The sequence below is a fragment of the Nocardia sp. NPDC004722 genome (assembly GCF_053601505.1).
Map to the genome: position 1 here is coordinate 1 of NZ_JBSGBY010000043.1, position 23,852 is coordinate 23,852.

General features: G+C 67.3%; 23 protein-coding genes. 14 read left to right on the forward strand and 9 right to left on the reverse strand.

Going from position 1 to position 23,852, the window contains the following annotated elements; genetic code table 11:
* The first annotated feature begins 50 nt into the window (after positions 1–50).
* Both ACWELQ_RS07330 and ACWELQ_RS07335 read left to right on the forward strand, forming a co-directional pair.
* Positions 51–557 (forward strand): HPr family phosphocarrier protein, encoded by a 507-nt coding sequence (locus ACWELQ_RS07330; RefSeq protein ID WP_452396167.1) that lies wholly within the window; start codon positions 51–53, stop codon positions 555–557.
* Positions 538–1,296, forward strand: coding sequence for an isocitrate lyase/PEP mutase family protein (locus ACWELQ_RS07335; protein ID WP_452396185.1), 759 nt, complete (start codon positions 538–540; stop codon positions 1,294–1,296). Before ACWELQ_RS07330 ends, ACWELQ_RS07335 begins: the two co-directional genes overlap by 20 nt.
* Here ACWELQ_RS07335 and ACWELQ_RS07340 read toward each other — a convergent pair.
* From ACWELQ_RS07340 to ACWELQ_RS07355, 4 genes are read right to left on the reverse strand one after another with little or no spacing between them, the layout of a single operon-like run.
* Positions 1,226–2,098: an HAD family hydrolase gene (locus ACWELQ_RS07340; protein WP_452396168.1), complete on the reverse strand. Its 873-nt coding sequence runs from the start codon at positions 2,096–2,098 to the stop codon at positions 1,226–1,228. The two genes, ACWELQ_RS07335 and ACWELQ_RS07340, sit on opposite strands and share 71 nt — an antisense overlap.
* Positions 2,099–2,101: 3 nt before the next feature.
* Positions 2,102–4,591 (reverse strand): phosphoribosyltransferase, encoded by a 2,490-nt coding sequence (locus ACWELQ_RS07345; protein WP_452396169.1) that lies wholly within the window; start codon positions 4,589–4,591, stop codon positions 2,102–2,104.
* On the reverse strand, positions 4,588–5,799 hold the full coding sequence (locus tag ACWELQ_RS07350) for an HpcH/HpaI aldolase/citrate lyase family protein (RefSeq protein WP_452396186.1): 1,212 nt from the start codon (positions 5,797–5,799) through the stop codon (positions 4,588–4,590). Before ACWELQ_RS07350 ends, ACWELQ_RS07345 begins: the two co-directional genes overlap by 4 nt.
* Positions 5,800–5,839: 40 nt before the next feature.
* The gene (locus ACWELQ_RS07355) at positions 5,840–7,045 is read right to left on the reverse strand and encodes a hypothetical protein (protein WP_452396170.1); all 1,206 of its coding nucleotides are present in this window, start codon (positions 7,043–7,045) and stop codon (positions 5,840–5,842) included.
* A 228-nt stretch (positions 7,046–7,273) separates the two neighbouring features.
* Here ACWELQ_RS07355 and ACWELQ_RS07360 point away from each other — a divergent pair, with 228 nt between their 5' ends.
* Together ACWELQ_RS07360 and ACWELQ_RS07365 are read left to right on the forward strand one after the other, a co-directional pair.
* On the forward strand, positions 7,274–7,849 hold the full coding sequence (locus ACWELQ_RS07360) for a TerD family protein (RefSeq protein ID WP_452396171.1): 576 nt from the start codon (positions 7,274–7,276) through the stop codon (positions 7,847–7,849).
* Between the two features lie 103 nt (positions 7,850–7,952).
* Positions 7,953–9,071: a DUF475 domain-containing protein gene (locus tag ACWELQ_RS07365; RefSeq protein WP_452396172.1), complete on the forward strand. Its 1,119-nt coding sequence runs from the start codon at positions 7,953–7,955 to the stop codon at positions 9,069–9,071.
* A 1-nt stretch (position 9,072) separates the two neighbouring features.
* Here the strand turns inward: ACWELQ_RS07365 and ACWELQ_RS07370 are convergent, their stop codons facing one another.
* Positions 9,073–10,038: a DUF389 domain-containing protein gene (locus ACWELQ_RS07370; RefSeq protein ID WP_452396173.1), complete on the reverse strand. Its 966-nt coding sequence runs from the start codon at positions 10,036–10,038 to the stop codon at positions 9,073–9,075.
* Positions 10,039–10,055: 17 nt separating this feature from the next.
* The gene (locus tag ACWELQ_RS07375; protein WP_452396174.1) at positions 10,056–10,997 is read right to left on the reverse strand and encodes a DMT family transporter; all 942 of its coding nucleotides are present in this window, start codon (positions 10,995–10,997) and stop codon (positions 10,056–10,058) included.
* A gap of 85 nt (positions 10,998–11,082) precedes the next feature.
* Between ACWELQ_RS07375 and ACWELQ_RS07380 the strand changes: the two genes are divergently transcribed.
* Positions 11,083–11,643 (forward strand): CGNR zinc finger domain-containing protein, encoded by a 561-nt coding sequence (locus ACWELQ_RS07380; protein ID WP_452396175.1) that lies wholly within the window; start codon positions 11,083–11,085, stop codon positions 11,641–11,643.
* On the opposite strand, the gene ACWELQ_RS07385 is transcribed toward ACWELQ_RS07380, so the two are convergent.
* Positions 11,545–12,900, reverse strand: a complete 1,356-nt coding sequence (locus ACWELQ_RS07385; RefSeq protein ID WP_452396176.1) for a glycosyltransferase family 87 protein — start codon at positions 12,898–12,900, stop codon at positions 11,545–11,547. The two genes, ACWELQ_RS07380 and ACWELQ_RS07385, sit on opposite strands and share 99 nt — an antisense overlap.
* A gap of 307 nt (positions 12,901–13,207) precedes the next feature.
* Between ACWELQ_RS07385 and rpsF the strand changes: the two genes are divergently transcribed.
* The 6 genes from rpsF to ACWELQ_RS07415 all read left to right on the forward strand — a co-directional run bounded on the left by rpsF (position 13,208) and on the right by ACWELQ_RS07415 (position 18,393).
* A complete protein-coding gene (gene rpsF, locus ACWELQ_RS07390; protein WP_379358914.1) occupies positions 13,208–13,498 on the forward strand; it encodes a 30S ribosomal protein S6 in 291 nt (96 codons plus the stop codon).
* 119 nt (positions 13,499–13,617) lie between these two features.
* Positions 13,618–14,178, forward strand: coding sequence for a single-stranded DNA-binding protein (locus tag ACWELQ_RS07395; protein WP_452396177.1), 561 nt, complete (start codon positions 13,618–13,620; stop codon positions 14,176–14,178).
* Between the two features lie 62 nt (positions 14,179–14,240).
* Positions 14,241–14,510: a 30S ribosomal protein S18 gene (rpsR, locus tag ACWELQ_RS07400; RefSeq protein WP_120739213.1), complete on the forward strand. Its 270-nt coding sequence runs from the start codon at positions 14,241–14,243 to the stop codon at positions 14,508–14,510.
* A gap of 17 nt (positions 14,511–14,527) precedes the next feature.
* Complete coding sequence (gene rplI / locus ACWELQ_RS07405) at positions 14,528–14,983, forward strand: 50S ribosomal protein L9 (RefSeq protein WP_452396178.1); 456 nt, start codon at positions 14,528–14,530, stop codon at positions 14,981–14,983.
* Positions 14,984–15,603: 620 nt separating this feature from the next.
* Positions 15,604–16,998 (forward strand): replicative DNA helicase, encoded by a 1,395-nt coding sequence (gene dnaB, locus ACWELQ_RS07410; protein ID WP_452396179.1) that lies wholly within the window; start codon positions 15,604–15,606, stop codon positions 16,996–16,998.
* A 45-nt stretch (positions 16,999–17,043) separates the two neighbouring features.
* Positions 17,044–18,393 (forward strand): LAGLIDADG family homing endonuclease, encoded by a 1,350-nt coding sequence (locus tag ACWELQ_RS07415; protein ID WP_452396180.1) that lies wholly within the window; start codon positions 17,044–17,046, stop codon positions 18,391–18,393.
* Position 18,394: 1 nt separating this feature from the next.
* Here ACWELQ_RS07415 and ACWELQ_RS07420 read toward each other — a convergent pair whose 3' ends face one another.
* Entirely contained in the window at positions 18,395–19,453 is a 1,059-nt protein-coding gene (locus ACWELQ_RS07420) for an alpha/beta hydrolase (protein ID WP_452396181.1), read from the reverse strand.
* Between the two features lie 195 nt (positions 19,454–19,648).
* The gene (locus ACWELQ_RS07425; protein ID WP_452396182.1) at positions 19,649–20,434 is read right to left on the reverse strand and encodes an amidohydrolase family protein; all 786 of its coding nucleotides are present in this window, start codon (positions 20,432–20,434) and stop codon (positions 19,649–19,651) included.
* A gap of 84 nt (positions 20,435–20,518) precedes the next feature.
* Between ACWELQ_RS07425 and ACWELQ_RS07430 the strand changes: the two genes are divergently transcribed.
* The 3 genes from ACWELQ_RS07430 to ACWELQ_RS07440 form a co-directional block, all read left to right on the forward strand.
* Complete coding sequence (locus ACWELQ_RS07430; protein WP_452396183.1) at positions 20,519–20,881, forward strand: MerR family transcriptional regulator; 363 nt, start codon at positions 20,519–20,521, stop codon at positions 20,879–20,881.
* An 82-nt stretch (positions 20,882–20,963) separates the two neighbouring features.
* On the forward strand, positions 20,964–22,850 hold the full coding sequence (locus tag ACWELQ_RS07435) for a CocE/NonD family hydrolase (protein ID WP_452396187.1): 1,887 nt from the start codon (positions 20,964–20,966) through the stop codon (positions 22,848–22,850).
* 136 nt (positions 22,851–22,986) lie between these two features.
* On the forward strand, positions 22,987–23,852 hold an 866-nt coding region (locus ACWELQ_RS07440), incomplete at its 3' end, for a DUF6301 family protein (protein WP_452396184.1).

The window sequence follows — 23,852 nt, forward strand, 5'->3', positions numbered from 1 at the left end:
TGCCCACGAACTCCTCTTCCTCCGTAGCGCGGAGGCCGATGGTGAACTTGATGGCGAAGGCGATGATCAGGGTCACGCTGGTGGAGGGTCTGCTGTCGGCGCTGGCGACGGCCGGGGGCGGAGCCGATCTGGACCTGGTGGCCGCCGAGGCCGAGCGCGCGCTGACGGCCAAGCGAACTCAGCTCGGTCTCGCGGCCGAGGCCGGTCGCGGAATCGATCCACAGCCATCCACAGGCGGTGCCCTTTCATCCACAGGCACTGCCGCTGTGGATGATTCGGTCACCGACACTTTCACCGTCACCGGCGAACACGGCCTGCACGCGCGGCCCGCCGCCGAATTGGTCGCGTCCCTGCGGGATTTCGACGCCACCGTGACCCTGCGCAATGCCACCACCGGCGCGGGCCCGGTCCCGGGTGACAGCCTCACCCGGGTGCTCACCCTCGGAGTGCTTCCCGGCCACGACCTGGAAGTGCGGGCGAGCGGTCCCGATGCGGCGCGGGTGGTCGCCAAAATCGGTGCGCTGGTCGAGAATCGAGATCATGACCAGCCTCGGTGAGAAAGCCACCTCGTTCCTGCAACTGCATCAGCCCGGTAATCCCGTGATCCTGCCTACGGTGTGGGATGCCTGGTCCGCGAAACTGGTGGCGGACGCCGGGTTCGCAGCGCTCACCATCGGCAGTCATCCGCTCGCGGATTCGATGGGCAAACCGGACCAGGAGGGCATGACCCTCGCCGACGTGCTGGGCCGGGTGCGGGAAATCACGGCGACCGTGGACATTCCGGTGTCGGTCGATCTGGAGTCCGGGTATGCCGAGAAGCCGTCCTCGATCATCGACGGCCTGCTCGAGGCGGGCGCGGTGGGCTTCAATCTCGAGGACTCGGTGCACAGCGAGGGCGGCCGGTTGCGCACCCCGCAGGAGCACGCCGACCTGGTGGCCGAATTGCGTTCCGCCGCCGACGCTTCCGGCGTGCACGTGGTGATCAACGCACGCACCGACGTGTTCCTGCGCCAGGACACCGGCACTCCCGAGGAGCGACTCGACAGCGCGCTCACCCGGCTGAAGCTGGCCGCCGAGGCGGGCGCGGACGTGCTCTACCCGGTGGGCCGCCACGATCCGCAGGTGCAGCGCACGCTGACCGCCGAACTGCCGCTGCCGGTCAACGCGATCGGCCTGCCCGACGACGGCACGCCCGCCTACTTCGCCGAACTCGGTGTGGCGCGGGTCAGTTTCGGCCCGTTCCTGCAGCGTGCCCTGTCCGGACAGGTGAACCAGCTGCTGGCGGGTTGGCGCTGACGCGCAGGAAGTAGTCGAGGATCTCCTCCGCGGCGTGAATGCCAGCGGTCGCGCCGACGGTCACGCCCGGAGCCGTCCAGTTCCGCTCGTGCAGTTCGCCGTGGCGGGGACGGATGGCGAGGTCGGCGGTGCGCAGCAGTTCGGCATCCAGCGCGCCGTCGCCCGCGGCCGCCAGCACCGAATCGGGGTGCAGTTCACCGGCATCGAGCAAACGCCTGCGGACCTCCTGCACCGCGGTGCTCTTGCAGACCGGCGTCGGCATCGCGTAGATCTTGCGGCCCTGTTGGGAGACCGACCAGCCGCGCGGGCGGCACCAGGCATCGAGATCCGCGAGGAGGTTCGCGGGCTGGCGGTCGACGTCGACGACCAGGTAGCAGAACAGGTCGTCGGCCTCGCGCAGCTTGAGGGCGAACGACTCGTCCACGCGCGCACGCAATTCCGCGCGCACCTCGATCAGGGTGGCGCATTCGGCGCGCACCCGGGCGTCGAGCGCCGAGCGCCAGCGCCGGTCGGGCAGGCCGTTGCGCAGGATGGTGCCGCCATTGCTGGTGACCGCGTAGGTCCACGGGCCGCCGGGCAGCGTCACCCGCTGGAACTGCTCGATGGTGCGGGTGGTCACCGGCACCACCGCGGCCGTCGCGGCGAGCGCGCTCAACCGGCGTGCGGCTGCCTCCGTCATGTACGAGAGGGGTTGCCCCTCATGGTGTTCCACGCACACCGTCGCCGCGTTCGAGGGCCCCCCGGCCGCTCGCGTGTAGATCATGGTTCGATCCAGATCCGTCGCCACCATCACCGAGCGCACCAGCTATCCCTTCATATCCTTGATCAAGCCCATACAGGCATACGCCAAATCCGGCACCGTCTCGACCGGCACGCCGCGCGCCGCCGCCAGCAGCCGGATGTGGGCGTGTTCACCCGCGTCGGGGTCGCGCACCAGCACCCGCCACGGCACCCGCCGCAGCAGCACCCGGGTCGTCTCTCCCACACCGGGTTTCACGAAGTTCACGCTGGAGATCCCGTATTCGGCGCGCACCCGCTCCACCGATTCCCAGCCCGCCCAGGTGGGTGTCCGGTCGGCGGCCAGCAGCTCGCGTACGCGCGCGCCCACCTGCGGGCGCACCCGGTCGAAGCAGTCGCTCACGGTGTCGAGCAGGCGATTGGAGACATCCTGTCCCGCCAGCTCGGCGTAGAACTTGGCCCCGTGGAACTGTCCCGGCCCGATCAGCCGGTCATTGAGCACCGTGCGCGAAACCAGGCCCGACACGGTGGAATTCAGGCACGCCGACGCGATGAGGAAGTCGTCGCGGGTGCCGAAGGTGCGCACGCAGCTCCCCGGATCGGCGAGCACCGCCAGGTCGGGATCGAAGCGCGCCCCGCCCGCTGCCTCGTAGGCCGTCAGCGCCGCGGCGAGCTCCCGGGTGATGGCCCCCTTGCCGGTCCACCCGTCCACGAAGACGATCTGCCCCGGATCATGCTGGCGCGCCAGGTAATCCAACGCCACGGCGTCGATCCCCCGCTCCCGCACGATCGACACCGCGTAATGCGGCACCTCGATCCCCCGCCCCAGCAACCACCGCCGCATCAGCACGCCCACCGGAGTCCCCGCCCGCGCCAGCGAAACCAGCACGACCTCACTCCCCCGTTCGGCCACCACCAGTTCCGACACCGTCGCGACCGCCAACGCCAACCGCTCGGCACTCTCCTCGAGCACCCGATCGAACAACTCCCGATACGCGGCATCCGGCTGATACTCCACCGGCAACGACTCCGCGTAATGCGCCGTCCCCGCCTGAATCCGCCGCTCCCGCTCCCCCACCTCGGCTTCCAAGGCCACCCCCGACAGATCGGTCAGCAGCCACGCCGCCTCCGCCCGCGCATACGACCCGAACTCCGGCCCGTACAACGGTTCCGGCAGCGCGCGGCCGGTACGGGCAACGGCCAGTGCGCGCGGGTCGGCGTCCGGCAGTACCGCCAGCATCACGTCCGCGCCCGAGGCGGTGAGGACGTCGACGAGTCCGCCTGTGGCCGTGAGCTGTTCGGTATCAGCGGGTGTGTCGATGACGACGAGCAAGATCGGGTGCTCGAGCGTGTCCGGATCCGGCCAACATGCGTTGTACAGGAAGCGCGGAGCGTCCTCACCGGCTTCCGGTGCGGTGAAACGGAATCCGCGTCGCAGGGGGTAGCCGGGCCGATCCAGCACATACGCGGGTGAGCGCGTCGTGGTCTGGTAGCGGGTGGGAATGCCGTTGTCGGCCAGTGCCGCCGCGATCCGCAGCGGCAGGTACATGAGCTCTTCGTGCGCGATCACGATGACCGGGCGCGGTCCGTTCGCGTCGGCAGCCGGTTCCGCGAGTTCGTGCGACAGCACGGCCACGGCCCGCGCGAGCGCCAGGTCGAACGGTGCGACGTCCGAATCCAGGAAACCGTGGCGGCCTCCCTCGGGAACGTCTGCGGGCCAAGGCAGTTCGACTCGCGTGCAGGCGCCGCGGCGGTCGGCGACCGGGTTGAGCGCGGGTTCCGGGAGCGCGGCCACGGATTCGATCAGGTCGGTCGGCAGCTGGGTGCGGCCGGTGGCCAGGCAGACGGTGTCGATGCGGGCACCGAGGTCGGCGGCCGCCTTCTCGAAGGCGCGGCGGTCGGCTTCGGTGCGCATGTCGACCAGCGAGGCGAGGATGTAGTGGGTACGCGGCATGTACGTGTGCAGTGCGCGCACCGCGTCCAGTGCCGTTGCACCGGTGGAGATCTCGTCGTCCACCAGCACCATGGGCAGATCGTTGTCGAACACCGCGGCGGGCATGGGTTGCAACAGATGCGAGGTGGCGTGGGAGTGCCCCTCTTCGAAACCCGCCAGCGTTTCGGCGGTCGACACATCGCGGCGGGTGGAGTGCAGGTAGCAGTGCGCGCCGATGTGGGCGGCCACGGTGTGCCCGAGCCCGGTCGCGGTTTCCGCGAAGCCCAGCACCACCGCCGGAACGCGCGGATTCGCCTGGGGTGCAGTTGCTCTCGCACCGCCGTGGTCTGAGCGGGTCGACAGCACCTCCCGGACCAGATCGCCGAGGCGATTGCCCGCGTCCAGGACGCGGTGCGGGTCGGTGGGGAGGTGTTTGCCCAGGACCGTGGAGACCAGCAGGTGGGCGCGGCGGGGGTTGCGGCGCAGGCCGGGTTCGATCAGGGTCTCGATGCGCCAATCCGGTTCCGGGAGCACGGAATCGGTGTGGTGGAGGGTGAGGCCGAGTTCTCGGGTGGCCCAGGGGAGTGCGCGGGTGGGCGCGGGTAGGGCGGCGTCGGCGGTCACGAGTCGACCAGCGCCTTGAGCAGATCCACGAAGGAGACTCCTTGATTGGTGACGCCGAACACGGTGGCGCGCCGCATGATCTGATGCGCCCAGCTGCGATGGGGCCGCATCTCGTTCATCTTGTTGCGATATCCGGAGGCCGCGACGCCGCCGGTGTCGACGCGCAGGATGTCCTGCGCGTCGGCGTACTCCTCGTGGGTCACCACCGACAGCGCGTGCACCACCGCCACATGGGACGGGTGGATGACGGTCTTGCCCTGGATCCCGTTGGCGCGGTCCAGCGTGATCTCCCGCAGCAGCCCGTCCAGATCGCGGCTGACCAGCGACTGCCGGAACGGCACCGCGTCGATCTCGGCGAACGGCGAGGTGCGCAGCAGCGGCCGGAACATGCGGTCGTGGTCGGCGAAGTACTCCCACACCGGCCCCGTGATGGTGAACCCGGTCCCGTCGGCGCGGCCCAGATAGTTGACGATGTCGGCGATGACGTCGGCGACCACGCGCACGTCGTAGATGGTCAGATCGCGGTCACGGCGAATGCCGAAGGTGGAGCACATATCGGTGGCCCCGATGCGCACAGCGAGGATCTGCTCGCGATGCTCGGCCAGCAGGTCCCCGATCAGGCGCAGTTCCCGGTCCCGGGTCTCGCGGTGCACCAGCGCGGGTGATTCCAGCACCGGCATCCCGAACATGGTGCGCCCCAACCGCTCCGAGGCGGCGGTCACGGCCCGCAGGTAGTCGCCCGCGCGGGCGGCGTCGAATTTGGGCAGCACGAATCCGGTGAGCGCCCGCGCTCCGGACCCCAGCCGGGCGGCGATCTCGCCGATACTCTCGGCGTCGCGGACCCGCACGAACAGCAGCGGATGCGGCTCCCCGCTGTCGGCGAGCTCGTCGAGAGTCCGTGCGGCCTGCCGTTTCCCGGCCTCCACGGCGTGGTCGGCGACCGCGTCCTCGAGATCGATGACCATCGAGCACACACCGCGCGCGGCGCGCCGCAGGATGGTGGCGGTGAGGTCGGCGCGGGTGGCGGGCACGTACAGGGTGGCGCCCAGGGCCATGGCCAGCAGTTCGCGGTCGCTGGAGCCGCCGAAGGGTTCGGGCAGCAGGTGGAACAGCCGCCGCAACTCGGGTCCGGGCACCTGCCGGAAATGGCGCAGCGGGACGGTCTTACGCAGGGAGACTGTGGCGAGCTCCGGATCGCTGTCGATCATCGCGGTCATCGGTGCGGCCGTCCTCCTGCTGACTTTCGGTCTATCTGTCGGTATTTCGCATGCGATCGACCACTCCGGCGACGAAGGCGGAGATGGCGTCGAGTTCGGACACGTAGGCCCAGTAGTCGGGGTGGCGTCCGGTCAGGCCCGCGGCGGCGCGTTCCAGGCGTTCGGACTGGGCGTCGAGCACGGTGCCCCATTGCGGGACCACGCCCTTGTTCACGGCCAGCATCTGCGCGTCACGCAGTTTGAACCGGACGGCCTTGGCGCGGTCGGCGGGCTGGTCACGCACCTGCCGCAGCAGCGCGAGCCGGTCGGTGACGGTCTCGACGCGCTCCTCGGCGGTGGCGAGCTGGGCGCGGGCGGTGGAAGTCAGGTCGAGCGCATCCTCCGGGTCGTGGGCGGCGAGGGCGGCCCGGGCGCGGGTCAGATCCGCGTCGGCGGCCGCGACGGCCTCCCGGGCTTGTCGCTCATTGTTCGCCAAATCGTCGGAGGACGCAGCCGCGAACTCGCGCAGCAGCGCGGACATGGCGGGCGCGACTCGCTCGAGCCGATTGCGCGCGGCGTCGAGCCGGGTGGCCGCGGACGCGATGGCGGTGGTGGCCGAATGCTGTTTCGCGGGAGCGGCTTCCAGGGCGGTGGACAGCTCCCGGAGGAGGGTCTCCAACCGGGTCGCGGCCTCGCGCCCGGACCGTCCGGAACCGGCGGCCACCGCACCCTCGAGTGTGACCAGTCCCTCATTCACAGCGGCGGCGGCCTGCCGGACCGACGGGTATTCGGCGTACGGCGAGGCGGCCACGGCCGCGAGTTGCTGCTGCCCCTGCGCACGCACCTGCGCGATCAGTTGCGGCACCGATCCGTACACGGCGACGGCGTGCTCGAGGTGGGCCTGATTGCCGCGATAGAACTGGTCGACCCCACCCGCGGCCTCGGTCAGACCCCGGATCACGCTGTCGATTTCGGGCTGGGCGATCCTGGTGCCGTCGCGTTCGGCCTGGTCGAGGCGGTCGTTTAGGGCCAGGTAGGCGCCGGACGCGCCGTAGCAGCGGGCACGCACGGCCTCCCAGCGCGCGGCCATGCCGCGTTCGGGGAACAGGGCCGCGGACGCCGCGACCGCGGCCTCGGCAATGCTCTGCCGCTTGTCCATGTCCAGGAAGGCGGTCGTCAGCGCCTGCCGGGCCTGCTGCACCCATTCGTTGTTCGGAGTCCCGGATGTCCGGAACCATCCGCGTCGACGGCCTGCCACGCCCCCGATGTTAGATCGGTCGGCGGGGAACCGAGCGGTACGGGCGACAGGGGCCGCCGTTCGTGCAAACCTGTCGTATGACAGTTGGTCACTCCCAGCCGGATTGGGTTCCACCTATCCAGGATTTGGGGAAACCATTACTGTTTGACTCGGCGCGGAACCGACATAGAGGACACGCCGTTAAGCAAGGAACGGCTTCACACGCTTTACAACGGAAGGATCCCCGCAATGGGTGTCAGTTTGTCCAAGGGCGGAAACGTTTCGCTGACCAAGCAGGCTCCGAACCTCACCCAGGTCACCGTCGGCCTCGGCTGGGACGTGCGGACCACCACCGGCACCGATTTCGACCTCGATGCCAGCGCCATCGCCACCGGTGCCGAGAAGAAGGCACTGTCCGACAAGCACTTCGTGTTCTTCAACAACCTGCAGTCCCCGGAGGGCACCATCGTGCACACCGGCGACAACCTCACCGGTGAGGGCGAGGGCGACGACGAGAGCATCAATATCGATCTCGCCAACACCCCGCCGGCCATCGAATCCATCTTCTTCCCGGTCTCGATCTACGACGCCGACGCTCGCGGTCAGAGCTTCGGCCAGGTCCGCAACGCCTACATCCGGGTGGTGGACCGCGCCAACGGCGCCGAGCTGGCCCGCTACGACCTGAGCGAGGACGCCTCCACCGAAACCGCCATGGTTTTCGGGGAGCTCTACCGCAACAATGGTGAGTGGAAGTTCCGGGCGATCGGCCAGGGCTACGCGTCCGGCCTGGCGGGCATCGCTCGCGACTTCGGCGTCAACGTCTGATTCGTACAACTCACGACACCGCAGGAGGGCTCGGTCGCACGGGCCCTCTTCGTGTGTCCGACCGCCACCCATCCGATCCCGCCTCAACGAAAGGCCCACTGCGGTGCGAATATTCGGACTTTCCATCGTCGTCACCGTATTGGCGCTGATCGCGGCGCTGATCTACGGCGGTCCCACGGCGCTGTTCCTGTGCGCCATCCTGGGTGTGCTCGAAGTGTCCCTATCCTTCGACAACGCGGTCATCAATGCCAGCGTGCTGCAGCGGATGAGCGAATTCTGGCAGCGCATCTTCCTGACCGTCGGTGTGATCATCGCCGTTTTCGGTATGCGCCTGGTGTTCCCGCTGGCCATCGTGTGGATCACGGCCGGGCTCAACCCGGTTCGCGCGTTCGACCTGGCCATGAACCCGCCCGCCGACGGCGCGCTCACCTTCCCCGACGGCAGCGCCTCCTACGAGAAGCTGCTCACCGACGCGCATCCGCAGATCGCGGCCTTCGGCGGCGCGTTCCTGCTGCTGCTGTTCTTCAACTTCATTCTCGAGGAGCACGAGGTCACCTGGCTGGGCTGGATCGAACGCCCGCTGGCCAAGCTCGGCAAGCTCGACATGCTCGCGGTGGTGCTGACGCTGGGCGCGATCGTCATCGCGGCGGAATTCATTGCCGCCGACGATGATCGGGGCACCGTGCTGCTGGCCGGAATCCTCGGCGTGATGACCTACATCCTCGTCGACGGTCTCGGATCCATGTTCCATGCCGAGGAGCACGCCGAAGAGCAGGCCGCGGCCGGGCCCTCCGGGATCGTGAAGGCGACCGGCAAGGCGGCGTTCTTCCTGTTCCTGTACCTGGAAGTGCTCGACGCGTCGTTCTCCTTCGACGGCGTCATCGGCGCGTTCGCCATCACCTCCGACCCGATCCTGATCGCCTTGGGCCTGGGCCTGATCGGCGCCATGTTCGTCCGATCCATCACCGTGTACCTGGTGCGCAAGGGCACGCTCTCGGAGTACGTGTACCTCGAGCACGGCGCGTTCTGGGCCATCGGCGCGCTGGCGATCATCCTGCTCATCACCATCGGCGTGCATGTCAACGAGGTGATCAGCGGTCTGGTCGGCGTGGCGTTCATCGGCGCGGCGTTCATCTCCAGCGTGATCCGCAATCGGCGCGAGGCCGCCGAGGAGAGCGACGAGGATGACGTGGACCGCGAGACCTCCAGCGTCGTCAGCTGATTCAGAGCATGCGGCGGCGCGGCGCACTCAGGCGCCGCGACCGCCGCACCGACACCCGCGACCACAGGGTCTGCTGAATCCACAGGGTGATCCAGCCCGCCAGGGCCATGCCCACGATGTTCACCAGCAGCTGTGCCACGCTCCCCCAGACCGTCGCACCGTCGGCGATGGCGACGCCGAGCGCGATGTTCCCGGCCGCCGGCACCGTGGTCACCGAGATGAAAACCCCTGCCAGACCGAGTGACTTCGCCGAGGTGATGGCCAGCACCCCGGCCCCGCCCGCGATGACGGCGACGATGAACGACCACTTGTCGGGCGTGTAGATGAAATGCGTCGCCGGTCGCGGACCGGTCACCTGCGCCACCGTGACCCAGCCCAGCAGCCGCCCGATCAGCGCCGCCACGATGGTGAGCCCGATGGCCACCACGAAGCCGATCACCAAGGTGCGCAAGGCCAGCCGGAACAGCATGGCCCGCCGCCGCACCAGCGCCACCCCCAACGCCGCGATCGGACCGAACTCCGGGCCGAGCACCATCGCACCCACGGTCAGGATCTGGGAATCGGTGATGATGGCGATGCTCGCGATGACCGTGGCCAGGGTGAGAAAGCTCAGGTAGGTCAGGTTCAGCTCGGATTCGTCGTAGGCGCGTTGCGCCACCTGTGCCCACACCACCGCGTCGCTGCTGCTGCCGGGGGTGCGCGCCTCGGCGTCGAAGCCGCTGCGCGACAACCACGTTCCGACCTGTTCGATCTCGATGCTGCCCTGCTGATGCACCTTCATCTCGCGCAGGGCCGCCACCAGCGGGTTGGCGGCCTCGCGGGCGATCTGCGCGGTGATCAGATCGCCCGGCGGGCGCAGTGCCGCGCCTCGAATGGCGACCAAACCGGTGACAGCGTCATCGGACTCGAGAAGTTCGATGACGTCGTCGGTCATGGCCGCCGGGGACAGAATGCGCAGGTGCAGCATGCGCACAGTCTGCCGGGTCAGACGCCTACGGCGTGGCGACGCAACGCGAGTCGGTGCGGCGCGGCCGGTGCGCTCTTCGATACGGCGGCCGTTTCGCTCTTCGACGCGGCCTTCCGCGAGGCCAGCACCATGCCGATCAGCCCGACGCCCAGGCCCGCAAGGGTCAAGGGCCGCAACGGCTGACCGATGAACAGCCATGCCATGACCGCGGTGACCGCCGGGATGGCGAAGAAGAACCGGCTGACCCGGCTGGTGTCCCAGCGCAGCATCATGGTGTTCAGCAGCAGGAACGCGCCGATGGAATTGATCAGCACCATCCAGACCAGCGCCCCGCCGAAGCGCGCCGGATCCGCGATGTGGAAGCTGCCCGTCAGCGCGGCCAGCACACCGGCGAAGGGTGCGGCGATCATCAGGTGCAGGGCGGTGCCCGCCCGCGGATCGACGCCCGGGGTGAAGCGCTTCTGGTAGACGGTGCCCAGGCTCAGGCCGAGCAGCCCGACCACGCACAGCAGCAGCCCCGCCAGCGAGAAGTGCGACTGGTCGACCACCGCCAGGCCGACGCCGAGGCCGCCGACGCCGAAGCCCAGCCACTGCCGGGGGCTCACGGATTCGCCCATGCCACCGGCGAAGAGCGCGATCACGATCGGGCTCAGGCCCTGCACCAGGGAGATGACCGCGGCGCTGACGTGCTCGTGCATGGCCGAGTAGAAGCCGCCGAACTGCACCATCTGCATGAGGAAACCGGCCACCAGGGTGTGCGCCAGGACCCGGCCGCGGGGCCAGACCGTCCGTGCGACAAGGGCGTACGTGACCAGCAGCGCGGCGGCGATGCCGAAGCGGGCGAACAGCACCAGCATCGGCGGGGCCGCGCCGACGCCGATGATGCCGGCGATGAAGGCGCTGCTCCACATGACGATGAGAGCCGGGGGTCCCGCCACTTCGAGAAGCCGGTTGTCCATGATTCCTCCACGCTGCTAACCGCTTTAAGTGGTTACCACCGTCGCACCCCTGCCCATAACCTGTCAAGGGGGTTACTATGGATTCATGTCCAGCTTCGCCGACCCCCACCTGTTCGTCAGCGGCAACCTCGCGCTGAACTTCATCGGCACGGCACACGAACGGCGCACCACCTTCATAGAACGGCTGAAAACCGATGCCGACCTGGGGGAGTGGACCGTCGCGGCCGGAGTCCTCGACACCGCGCCCGACTGCGCTGGCGCGCTCGACCGCGCCCTCGCGCTGCGCGAGGCCGCCTGGCGGGTCATGCTGGCCGCCCTGGACGGGACATCGCCCACCGACGCCGACCGCCGACTGCTCAATCGACACGGCCGCGAGACCCCGCCCGAACTGAGCCTGCGGCCGGACGGCACCGTACGACGCGGCGGGACAATCGATTCCGCGCTCGCGGCGATCGCGCGCTCCGCCCTGGAACTACTCGGCGGCCCGGATCGGGAGCGGCTCAAGGAGTGCGGGCGAGACGCCTGCACCCGCCTCTACCTGGACACCTCACGCGGCGGTTCGCGCCGGTGGTGCGATATGGCGGTCTGCGGAAACCGGGCCAAGAGCAAGGCCTTCCGCGCCCGCGGCACCGAGGCGGCCCACTGACCGCGCCCGCGCGCCGATGAACAGGAAGAAGAACACCGCCAGCAGCGCGGCCCGGCCCCAGACACCCACCTGCACCAGGTTCTGTTCCACGGCCGCGTTGTGCCCCGCGCCCAGCGCATAGAAGTAGCGGAAGACGCCGACGCCGATGCAGGCGTCGGCCATCAGATAGGTCACGACCAGGCTCCACGGCACCTCGAGCAGCACCAGGAACGGAATCAGCCACAGGGTGTACTGCGGCGAATGCACCTTGTGGAACAACAGGAATCCACACAGCATGGCCCCACTGACACCGATCCACGGATACAGCCCGGCCAGTTGCGCGCGCCGCCACCCCAGCCAGCAGGCCAGCGCGAACGACGCCACCACCAGCACCGGCGAGGCCACCGACACCATGTCCTGGAAGGAGATCTCCCCGGCGCGGGTATTGGCGTAGAGCGGGCGTAATCCCCAGTACCAGATGGAATTCGTGGTGATATCGGCCTGGCGCATCTGCTGAAAAGTGATGGACGCCCGCCAGCCGTCATATCCGGCCAGCGCGAAGGGCAGATTGATGGCCACCACCGTGCCGATCGCCGTGGCCGCCACCATCAGCGCGCCCCGCACGTCGAATCGCTTCTCGCGCAACGGGTGTTCACCGATCAGCACATAAATCAGCAACGGCAGCACGAAGATTCCGGGATACAGCTTGAAGCAGAAACCGATCGCCAGGAATACCGCCGCCGCGATCGCCCGATCCCGGAGCGAATACTTGGTCAGCACCGTCATCACATAGAACGCCGCGACCGCGGTGGCGACCACCGGCAGTTCCCAATTGTGGAAGGCGTAGAGCACCAGCGGCGGCCCGGCCGCCCACAGCAGCGCCGCCGGTCCCGCCATGCGGGCCAGCAGGTAGGCGGTCAGCAGCGCGAACGGGGCCAGCAGCAGCGCCGAGTGCAGCAGGAAGTCCGCGTCGGTGTGCGAGTCGATCCCGCCGATCCACATCAGCAGACCGCTCAGCACCGGATACTCGACCGCGCCGCCGGTCAGCTGGCCGTCGGGACTGATGCCGCCGGTGAGATACGGGAAAACATGCTCGTTGATGCCGCGGCCCAGCCACAGGTACTGAATATCCGAATAACAGACATTCGAGTCCTTGATCATGTCGAAGACGACGCTGCGCCCGGACTCCTCGAACGCGCCGCCCGCGCACCGCGCCTTGTTCAGATAACCCAGCAACAGGGTGAGGCCGCACACCAACGTCGAAGTAATGGCGATCATCGAACGACCCGATTCGCGACGGCGAGAAACCATTTCGCGGACGACGGGTCGGTTCGACATGCGCCCCACCCTAGGCCGACCCTCCTGGAGTCCGCTTGTCCAAGGCTTGTACTGGCCCGATTTAGCAGGCCACGCCGCTTTTCTCACCCACACCTCCGCTCGCGTGCACACGCGAGCGGAGGCTTGATACCCCGTGGCGGACCGCCGCCCGGGCTCATGTAGCCTTGTCGGGTTGCTGACGCAACGAACCCTCCTGCCCACGGACAGTCCGTGGGCCGTTTACAGTCCACAGGAGGTGATGAGGTCCGTGCGTCATTATGAAGTGATGGTCATCCTCGATCCGAGCCAGGACGAGCGCACTGTCGGCCCGAACCTGAACAACATGCTTGGTGTTGTCGGGTCCGAGGGCGGCAAGGTCGACAACGTCGACATCTGGGGCAAGCGCCGTCTCGCCTACGAGATCGCCAAGCAGGCCGAGGGCATCTACGCGGTCGTCACCCTGACCGCCGAGCCCGCGACCGTGAGCGAACTCGATCGCCAGCTGGGCCTGAACGAGTCGGTGCTGCGCACCAAGGTGCTGCGCCTCGACAAGAAGTAAGTCCAGTCCTCCCGCAACGTCGCTCGTATTACGTCGGTCCCTATCTCTAGGCTGACTGGCAAACCGTGCCTTGATGGCGCGGAGCGAGTTGCGGACTGCACCGGAAAGCAGGAGGAACCATGGCCCAAGGCGACACGGTCATCACCGTCATCGGAAATCTGACGGCTGACCCCGAGCTTCGATTCACGCCCGCGGGAGCGGCCGTCGCGAACTTCACCGTCGCGTCGACTCCCCGTGTGTTCGACCGTAATACCAATGAATGGAAAGACGGCGAAGCGCTTTTCCTGCGCTGCAACATCTGGCGTGAAGCTGCGGAGAATGTCGCTGAGAGTCTGACCCGAGGCTCGCGAGTGATCGTGAGCGGACGACTCAAGCAGCGCTCCTACGAAACCCGCGAGGGTGAGAAGCGCACGGTCGTCGAACTCGAGGTCGACGAGGTGGGTCCCTCCCTGCGGTACGCGACCGCGAAAGTCAACAAGACCACCCGTGGCGGTGGTGGCGGCGGCTTCGGCGGCGGTGGCGGACAGGGCGGCGGCGGCCAGCAAGGCGGCGGCGGCTTTTCCGGTGGTGGCAGTGGTGGGGGTCGTGGCGGCCAGAGCGCCGGCGACGACCCGTGGGGCAGTGCCCCCGCGGCCGGCTCCTTCGGGGGCGGGCCCATGGACGACGAACCGCCGTTCTAACCAACGGCTTTGCCTGGAATCCGGCGCACGCCGGGTTCCCGAAATTACGGAGTTGAAAGACCATGCCCAAAGCACCGGCACGCGAAAAGGTGCTCAAGAAGAAGGCCTGCACCTTCTGCAAGGAAGACAAGGCCGGCAAGAAGAACAACACGGCCGGCGCCAAGATCGACTACAAGGACACCGCACTGCTGCGCAAGTACGTGTCCGATCGTGGCAAGATCCGCGCTCGCCGGGTGACCGGCAACTGCGTCCAGCACCAGCGCGATATCGCTGTCGCCGTGAAGAACTCGCGTGAGGTCGCTCTGCTGCCTTACGTGTCCACCGCTCGCTGAGAAGGGAAGGCACAGAGATGAAGCTCATCCTCACCGCTGATGTCGACAACCTCGGTGCGCCCGGCGACACCGTGGAGGTCAAGGACGGCTACGGCCGTAACTTCCTGCTCCCGCGCGGCCTGGCCATCGTGGCCACCCGGGGCGCGGAGAAGCAGGTGGCGGGCATCCGCCGGGCGCAGGACGCCCGTCGCGTGCGCGACCTGGACCACGCCAACGAGCTGAAGCAGGCCCTCGAGGGTCTGTCCGGCGTGTCCCTGTCGGTCAAGACCGCGGGCACCGGCAAGCTCTTCGGTTCGGTCACCGCCGCCGATGTCGCCTCGGCCATCAAGGCCGCCGGCGGCCCGGTCGTCGACAAGCGCAGCATCGAGCTGCCGAAGGCGCACATCAAGAGCACCGGTAAGCACGGTGTCGTGGTGCATCTGCACCCGGATGTGGTCGCCAAGGTCGACCTGCAGGTCACTGCCGCCGAGTAATTCGGTCAGTCGGAGGCCACCTCTCCTTCAGGGGTGGCCTCCGATTTTCTTTTGTTTGCCAGATAGTGGCTGCTGCGCTCGTAAAAGTGTCGCCGCGAGGTGTCGGCATACTTGACCCGCAGTGTTCGCCCGGGTTGTGGATTGCTAAGCAAACCAACCATTCTCGTTGTGTGGTGGGTCACACGTCCGTGACCGTCCGTTTACCCAACACGCCCGGACGTTACCGTCCAGCGACACGCCGCACCGAATTGATCCACAGTTACGCACAGTGAGAATTCGGCCACTACCAGCGCGTTGATTACTTCCGCCGACTGTTGTCCCCAAGTTCTACACAGGGGGTGCACAACAGTTGGTGAACAATACCCACGTTATCCACAGGTGTGTGCACAGCTCGGTTTGGCGGGTCACCGCCCGGTCGCCTAGGTTCGCATTCAATGTCGTGACCACAGCCCGGGGACGCCACGACTCCGTATAGCCAGCGCCCGCCACCACGGGTTAGCCACCGCGCCTTCATGACCGCGCGCGTCGGCTCCGCGTGGCGGCCCGAACATGTCGGTGCGCAGGCGTACAACGGGTCATGCACGTCGTTCCGGGCGCGAGCAGAGAGGACGGTCGCCCCCATGGCAGTCGTCGACGATCGCGGCCACGATGATCACGGCCCTTCCGACTACCCCGACGCCCCCGGCGAGGATTTCGGCCGCCAGCCACCCCACGACATGGCCGCCGAACAGTCCGTCCTCGGCGGCATGCTGCTGTCCAAGGACGCCATCGCCGACGTCGTCGAGGTCATCCGCCCCGGCGACTTCTACCGCCCCGCCCACGACGCCGTCTACGAGGCCATCCTCGACCTCTACGGCCGCGGCGAACCCGCCGACCCCGTCACCGTCGCCGCCACCCTCGACCGCCGCGGCGAACTGAAACGCATCGGCGGGGCCCCCTATCTCGTCACCCTGACCCAAACGGTCCCCACCGCGGCCAACGCCGGCTACTACGCCGAAATCGTTGCGGAGAAGGCGATCCTGCGCCGCCTGGTCGAAGCAGGCACCCGCATCGTCCAATACGGCTACGCCGGAGCCGATGGCCAAGACGTAGCCGAGGTCGTAGACCGCGCCCAGGCGGAACTCTACGACGTCACCGAACGCCGCTCGTCCGAAGACTTCGCCCCCCTCACCGACATCCTCCAGCCCACGATGGACGAACTCGACTCCATCGCCAGCCGAGGCGGCATCTCCCTCGGCGTACCAACCGGTTTCACCGAACTCGACGAGATTACAAACGGCCTACATCCAGGCCAGATGATCATCGTCGCGGCCCGACCTGGCGTGGGAAAAAGTACGCTTGGTATGGATTTCATGCGCAGCTGCTCCATCAAGCACGGCATGGCCAGCGTCATTTTCTCCCTCGAAATGAGCCGCACCGAAATCGTCATGCGCCTCCTCTCCGCCGAGGCGAAAATCAAACTGGGCGATATGCGTTCAGGCCGCATGAGCGACGACGACTGGACCAAACTGGCCCGCCGCATGAGCGAAATCTCGGAAGCCCCACTCTTCGTGGACGATTCCCCGAACCTCACCATGATGGAAATCCGAGCCAAGGCCCGCCGCCTCAAGCAAAGGCACGACCTACGCCTCATCGTGGTCGACTACCTCCAGCTGATGAGTTCCGGCAAAAAGGTAGAATCCCGCCAGCAAGAAGTCTCCGAATTCTCCCGAAGCTTGAAGCTGATGGCCAAGGAACTCGAGGTCCCGGTAATCGCAATCTCGCAGCTCAACCGTGGTCCGGAACAGCGAACTGATAAGCGACCAATGGTGTCCGATTTGCGCGAAAGCGGAAGTTTGGAGCAAGATGCCGATATGGTCATTTTGTTACATAGGCCCGATGCCTTCGAACGAGATGACCCTCGCGGCGGTGAGGCCGATTTGATTCTCGGCAAACATCGAAATGGACCGACCGCCACGATTACGGTGGCCCACCAGCTGCATTTGAGCCGATTCGTCGATATGGCTCGGGGATAACGGAATTCGCTAGCCTCGAACGCAGATTCGATTTACAGTCGAACTGTGCCCACAAGCCATGCTCGTGAAGAGTCAATCGGTAAGCGCACCAATAACTTCGATAGCAGACTGGGCGGTCTGGCTAAATCGGCGTTTGTCTTCCGCGCCGATAATGGAGCGGCAGTATCCGTGCAGTCGCTGTACCGCAACGGAGATCGGCCACTTGTATGGTCACTCGACAATAGGATGCGGTTCGTCCCTAGACCCGTCCGCGACGTCACCTCCGGCCCGAGTGAGCTCACCCGCGTCCGGCTGGCTTCCGGTCGATCAGTTGAGCTATCGGCGGCATCCCGGCTCCTGACTATCGGCGGATGGAAGCGAGTGGAAGACCTCGTGGCTGAGGATCGCGTTGCGATTCCTCGTTGGATCCCACATACCCTGCACTCCAAGGAGATGCCCGAGGCCGAGGTAGTCATGCTGGCCCACATGATCGGTGACGGTTCCTTCGTCAAACGACAACCGATCCGGTACGCCAGCATCGACGAGGAGAACCTGGCCGCTGTCGCGGCTGCCGCCGAACACTTCGGCATCAGCGCTGTCCGCGACGAGTACGCGGCGGCCCGAGTCACCACTTTGCGCTTGCCTGCTCCGTTTCGGCTGACCCATGGGGTGCGAAACCCCATCGCTGCCTGGCTCGATGAAATGGGACTCTTCGGACTACGCAGCCACGAAAAGTTCATTCCGGAGCGGATTTTCGGCCTTCCAACCGAGCAGGCGGCGATGTTCCTACGACATCTGTGGGCCACTGACGGTTCGATCCGGTGGGACACACGAGGGCATCAGGCGCGAATTTACTATGCTTCAACTAGCTTTCAGCTCATCCGAGATGTTGCGCATCTACTGCTCCGGCTGGAGGTGCACGGACGCATCTTTCGTGTTCACAAGGCCGGATACCGCGATTGCTTCCATCTCAAGGTCGATGGTGCGGAGAACCAGCTCACATTCCTCTACGAGATCGGTGCCCACGGTGCCCGCGGAGTGGTCGGCGAAGCAACGATCCCCAAGCTCGCCGCCTTGGAGGCGAATACGAATGTCGACACGATCCCGAACGAGGTCTGGAGCAGAGTCAGGGCGTTGCTGACGACTCGCGCGACGACGCACCGCGAATTCCAAGCCGCGATGGGCAGCCAGTTCTGTGGCTCCGCCATGTATAAGCGGTCGCCGAGCCGTACGCGCTTGGCCCGGGCTGCCGCCATCCTCGATGCTCCCGAACTCGCGATGCTCTGCACCAACGATGTCTTCTGGGATCGGATCACCGAGATCACCAATCTTGGTGAGCGAGAGGTCTTCTCGGTATCCGTGGCGGGCACCGAGAATCTTGTCGCTGACAGCGTCTCGGTGTTCGCCGGACCGTAGGTCAGCCGATGTTGGCGGAGAGGGTGGGGAGCATTCGGTAGGCCTCGTCTTGCCAGTTGTTCCAGGCGTGGATGCCGTATTCCGGGAAGGAGTAGTCGGCGTTGCGTGCGCCTAGGGTGGCCATGCGGACTTGGAAGGCTCGGGTGTTGGCTAGGGCCAACGCTTCTAATGCCATGCCGTTGGCTGTGCCCATGTTGGGGCCGTCCATGGCGGTGGGGCGGCCGGAGGCGGCGGCTATGTAGAGGCGGGTGTTGTTGGCGATCAAGTTGGGGGCGAAGACGAAGGGGTCCATGCGGAGCCATTGGGGGCCCCAGGGTGGGGCCATGGAGTCGACGTTGTAGCCGCCGGCGTCGATCATGGCCAGGCGGATGGCTTCTCGCATGCCGGGGGCGGAGATGTTGAGGTAGCCGGAGAAGGCGCCGGCGAAGGAGAATTGGTCGGGGTGGTAGGCGGCGAGGGTGAGGGCGGCGGAGCCGCCCATGGAGAGGCCGAAGACGCCGTTGCGGTTGGGGTTGAAGCCGAGGCGGTCGCGCAGGGCCCAGCGGAGGTCGTTGGTGAGGAAGGACTCCCAGGTGTAGCGGTAGCTCTTGCCGGGGCCGCCGGACAGCGCGTCGGTGGCGCCGGAGCCGGTGTTGGCGGAGCCGGTGCCGGGTGGGATGCCGAAGAAGGAGCTGGGGGCGTTCCAGTCGGCGTAGAAGCTGGATTGGCCGCCGACGGGCATGACCACGTTGATATTGGCGCCCGCCATGGCCTCGGCGACATTGGTTTCGATTTCCCAGCCGTTGAGGTCTTCGCGGGCGCGCATGCCGTCCAGCGCGTAGACGACCCGGTTGGTGTTGCCGTCGGCGGCGCGCAGCACGCGGGTTTTGATGGGTCCCATGGCGGAGTCGACCCAGAAGTCGAAGGCGGCGGGCTCGAACGCCGCGGATGCCGTTGCGCCGCCGCCGGTTACGGCGACGACCAGCGGCGCGGCCAAGGCGAGGGCCGAGGCCAGCACGGCACGCCGCGGCAGTCCCGCGCGCTCCCCGCTCGAATTCGATTTTCCGCGAATCGATTCCATCGATCCCGATCCTTTCGCTCGTGTGGCCGTGAGACCGCAGGGCTATCCGGAACCGGTCCCCGAACCGGGCGAAAAGCGGGCGCGACGACGGGGGCAGTTCCCGTCGTCACGCTCGCTGATGTACCTATCGTCCCGTTCCCCGATTTCGTTGCCAAAAATTAGCGATGATCTTCGAGGGAGTCGCTCCACCCCAGGTCAGCCCGCAAGAATTCGTTGAAAGTTGTCCCCCAGAACCAGGGTTCGCACCGCCGGATCCGCAATGGCGGCCTCCACGGTGTGCCGCGCGGCCACCACGTCGCCGTACGGCGTGTTCGACCCGAACAGGCATTGATCAGGTACTTCGCGCGCTGCCGCGCCTACCGCGAAGACCTGCAAGGCACTGGACAGATCCAGGTACAGGTTGCGCCGCGCGGCGGCCAGTTCCACCAGATCCAGCGCGTGGAATCCGCCGAGCGCACCGACGATCAAGGGAACCGAAGAATAGCGGGCGGCCAGTTCGGCGTAGGCGCGGAGGTCGTCGAGGGTATTGGGCGCAAACCCGTGCACGAGCACCGGCAGACCGCCGTACTCCGCGCTGACGGCCAGCACCGGCTCGATCCGGGCCGCCTGCCCGGGCGGGGGAGTGATCTCGCCGATCCCGACGACGTCGGGCCGCGAGAGGTAGGGCTCGAACCAAGCCCCGAGGCGTTCGACCGGCAGCGCCGAGGGCAGGCTTGCGAAGCCGATCACCGCACCGGCATGCGTGTCGAGCGCGCGCAACACCTCGCCCATGGCCGTCCGCACCTCGTCCTCGGCGGCCGCCGCACCACCGACAATCGCTGTGAGCCTGGCGAATTCGGCGCGCACCTCGGCGAGCGTGTGCGCCCGTTCAGGGTGCACGCGGGTGGACAGCAGCACCGTCCGATCGACCCCGGCCGCCTCGGCTCGCGCCAATTGGGCGGCGGTGTCGACGGTGACGTGTGCGTGTACATCGGTGACCATGGCGTTCCTTCGTGCGGGGAATGGGCGGCGGTGGCCCGACGCTAAACGTTGACGTTGGAGTCAAGGTCAAACCGAAGGGCATCGATGCTGATCAGCGAGCTGTCGCGACGCACCGGGGTGAGCGCCCGCGCGTTGCGCCACTACGACCGCAGTGGGCTGCTGGAGGCCGGGCGTCGCGCCAACGGCTATCGGGACTTCCCGGAGTCGAGTGTCGAACGCGTGCGCCGGATTCGGACGCTGCTGGCGGTCGGCCTGGATCTGTCCGCGATCGCCGCTCTGCTGCCGTGTTTCACCGAGGACGGGCAGCTCGGCGGCTGTCCGCGTGCGCGTCGCCGGGTGAGCGACGAGGTCGCGGCGCTGGATCGCGCGCTGAGGGCCATGACGCGCACTCGGTCGCTGCTGGCGGCCGAGCTCGCCCGATGGGATCGGGCCGCTTTGCCCGATTAGCGATCATCGGGCCCGGCGGCGGGGTTACCGTCGATTGATGAGCCGTAGTGGGAGAGGACGCGGCCGCATCGTTCGGGCCGGGGTGGTGGTGGCGACGGCCGCCTTGGTCGTGGCGGGCTGCGGGAGCAGCGCTAATGATCAGACGCAGCAGGCCACTGGAAGTTGGCCGCCGTCGGGCGGGCGTGGGGCGTGTGCGGTGGACAAGCAGGAGAATGTGCCTGCGAGCATGCGCGACGGCACGGTGTTGAAAGCCGATGTGTACAAGCCGAAGACGTCGGATCCGGTGCCGGTGATTCTGATGCGCACGCAGTACGGGAAGGCGGCGGCGCAGATTCAGCCGTTCCGGTATCAGACGCCGGATTGGTTCGCCTCGCAGTGCTATCTGGTGGTGGTGCAGGACATTCGGGGGCAGGGCGCGTCCGGGGGCACGTTCAGTGAGTTCACCAACGATATGAACGACGGGTACGACTCGGTGGAGTGGGCGGCCGGGTTGACGGGCTCGAATGGCAAGGTCGGCATGTACGGCTCGTCGTATGTCGGTGCGACGCAATGGCTCGCGGCGGTCGGAGCGCCGCCGCATCTGGCCACTATCGTCCCGGCCAATACCGCGTCGGACTATTACGACGGCTGGAATTACGAGGGCGGCGCGTTCCGGCTGGCGTTCGTGGAGCCGTGGGCCATGGAGACCATCGGGGCGAGCGCGGCGGTCAACCGGGGTGACACCGGCACCGCCAAGCAGCTGGCCGCCGACGGCACGAATCTCACGCGCTGGCTGGGTTTCCGCCCGTACCAGCAGTTTCCGCCGCTGCACCCGGGTGATCCGGCGGTCGCGCCGTGGTTCTACGACTGGATCAAGCATTCCACCCGCGATGACTACTGGAAGCAGTGGAGCATTCGCGACCGGTACGCGAATGTCACAGTCCCCGTGCTTGATTTCGAGGGCTGGTACGACGCGTTCCTGGCGGGTGGCGTGGAGAATTTCGCGGGCATGGTGGCCAACGGCGGTTCGCCGGAGGCGCGGGCCGGGCAGCGGTTGGTGCTGGGACCGTGGGATCACGTCGGCTGGGGGCGGCCGGGCAGCAATGTCGAGACGCCCATGCTGGCCGCCGCGGGTGCGGCCGGGAACAGTCCGATCAATGATCTGATGCTGGCCTGGTACGACCACTTCTTGAAAGGCAAGGACAACAAGGTTTCCGGCAAGCCGGTGGTCGACTATTTCGTGATGGGCGCGAACAAGTGGAAGTCCGCGTCGGCGTGGCCGCTGCCGGATACCCGCTGGACCACCTACTACCTGTCGGGCAATGGCGGCAATGCCGCACAGGGCCGCGTCGGTCAGCTCACCACCGATGCCCCGAAGGATCCGCAGCAGCCGGATCGTTACGACTACGACCCGCTGAACCCGGCCCCCAGCGCGGGTGGGCATTCCTGCTGCGGCGCGTCGACCGGTCCGCAGGGCCCGGTGGATCAGTTCGTGGTGGAGCAGCGTTCGGATGTGCTGACCTACACCACCGCGCCACTGCCCTCGGATACCGAACTCACCGGTCCGATCCGGCTCACGCTGTGGGCGGCCTCGACCGCGACCGACACCGACTTCACCGCGAAACTGGTGGCGGTGGCCCCGGACGGCTCCTCGGTGAACCTGAACAACGGCATCATCCGCGCCGCGTTCCGGGATTCGCTCGAACATCCGACGCCGATCGTGCCCGGGCAGCCGTACAAGTACACGATCGACATCTGGCCGACGAGCTATCTGGTGCCCGCCGGGTCGAAGGTCCGCGTCGAGGTCTCCAGCAGCGACTTTCCGCAGTTCGCGCCCAATCCGAATACCGGTGATCCGTTCGGCGCGAATGCGAATACGCAGGTGGCGACGCAGACGATCTATCACGATCCGGATCATCCGTCGGCGCTCGTGTTGCCGATCATTCCGGCGGGCGACGCGGGAAGTTCACGTTTCCCGATGGCGCACTGACATATTCGCGTCGCAGGATGACCGTGGCCGGGGCCTCCCGAGGATTGTCCGCCCCTGTTCGGGAAGCACCGGCCGCCTACAGACTAATCGGGGCCGGAAGGTGCCCCGACCGCCCGACCCGGTTTAGTGTCGCTGGGTGGGTTTCGAGGTGCGTGTCGATACCGCGGGTGCGGTCGAGATCGTCAGAGCGGCAGCCGGGTTCGGCTGGCGCTGGGGCTCCGGAAATGTCTCCGAATTCTCCCGACTGGTCGGCTGGAGCAGCCCGCAGTCGGTCGGCACCCTGCGCGACGGCCCCGTGTTCTCCCGTACCGGACTGTCGGTGTGGTGGGACACGGCCATGTTCTGGGGCAGCGAACGCGGCCTCGACCATGTGCGCATCACCATCTCCGATTGTCCGGCCCCGGCCGAGTTCGGCAGCCGCGCGCTGCTGGACGCCGCGCTCGCCCGCGTGACGAAGGTCTTCACCGAGCACTGGGGTGAGCCCGAGAGCGCCGATGCCGGCCCGTCGGAGGGCGCGGGCTGGCGCTTCGCGAATGTGTTCGCGGGCTTGACCATCGGCGTCGACACCGTCGACCTGCTGCTGGTGAACCCGACCGCCCAGCGGTACTGGATGGAACGCCGGCACGAGGCCGCCCGTCGCCGCGCCGCGGCCGGCGGGTGGATCCGCTTCGCCGAGAGCCTGGCCGGTTTCCTGGAGACGCTGCCCGTGGACACGCGCCTGGTGCTCACCGCGCCCGGCGGCCGCTTCATCCAATTCGAGGCCGGGTCCGAGCAATTGACCGGGGAGCTGGCCCGCAGCGAATTCGTCGACCCGACCTGGCGCTACACCGCGTCGATCGAACAGCAGCTGATCGAGCAGGGCTGGACCCCGCCGCGCGAGGCGAACTGGACCCGCACCCTGTCGCGGCGCGCGGGCCCCGCGGCCATGAGCGGGCTGGCCCTGCACACCGTGGACGCGTTCCGCGCGATCGGTGTCGACGCCACCACCGCGCTGGTGGCCGA

Bases quoted from the DNA above. Each gene is read 5' to 3' on its own strand.
- ACWELQ_RS07395 (WP_452396177.1), top strand. From the start codon at position 13,618: ATGGCCCAAGGCGACACGGTCATCACCGTCATCGGAAATCTGACGGCT.
- ACWELQ_RS07385 (WP_452396176.1), bottom strand. From the start codon at position 12,900: ATGATCGCCATTACTTCGACGTTGGTGTGCGGCCTCACCCTGTTGCTG.
- ACWELQ_RS07370 (WP_452396173.1), bottom strand. From the start codon at position 10,038: ATGCTGCACCTGCGCATTCTGTCCCCGGCGGCCATGACCGACGACGTC.
- ACWELQ_RS07360 (WP_452396171.1), top strand. From the start codon at position 7,274: ATGGGTGTCAGTTTGTCCAAGGGCGGAAACGTTTCGCTGACCAAGCAG.
- dnaB (WP_452396179.1), top strand. From the start codon at position 15,604: ATGGCAGTCGTCGACGATCGCGGCCACGATGATCACGGCCCTTCCGAC.
- ACWELQ_RS07430 (WP_452396183.1), top strand. From the start codon at position 20,519: ATGCTGATCAGCGAGCTGTCGCGACGCACCGGGGTGAGCGCCCGCGCG.
- ACWELQ_RS07380 (WP_452396175.1), top strand. From the start codon at position 11,083: ATGTCCAGCTTCGCCGACCCCCACCTGTTCGTCAGCGGCAACCTCGCG.
- rpsR (WP_120739213.1), top strand. From the start codon at position 14,241: ATGCCCAAAGCACCGGCACGCGAAAAGGTGCTCAAGAAGAAGGCCTGC.
- ACWELQ_RS07375 (WP_452396174.1), bottom strand. From the start codon at position 10,997: ATGGACAACCGGCTTCTCGAAGTGGCGGGACCCCCGGCTCTCATCGTC.
- ACWELQ_RS07330 (WP_452396167.1), top strand. From the start codon at position 51: ATGGCGAAGGCGATGATCAGGGTCACGCTGGTGGAGGGTCTGCTGTCG.
- ACWELQ_RS07350 (WP_452396186.1), bottom strand. From the start codon at position 5,799: ATGATCGACAGCGATCCGGAGCTCGCCACAGTCTCCCTGCGTAAGACC.
- ACWELQ_RS07420 (WP_452396181.1), bottom strand. From the start codon at position 19,453: ATGGAATCGATTCGCGGAAAATCGAATTCGAGCGGGGAGCGCGCGGGA.
- ACWELQ_RS07425 (WP_452396182.1), bottom strand. From the start codon at position 20,434: ATGGTCACCGATGTACACGCACACGTCACCGTCGACACCGCCGCCCAA.
- rplI (WP_452396178.1), top strand. From the start codon at position 14,528: ATGAAGCTCATCCTCACCGCTGATGTCGACAACCTCGGTGCGCCCGGC.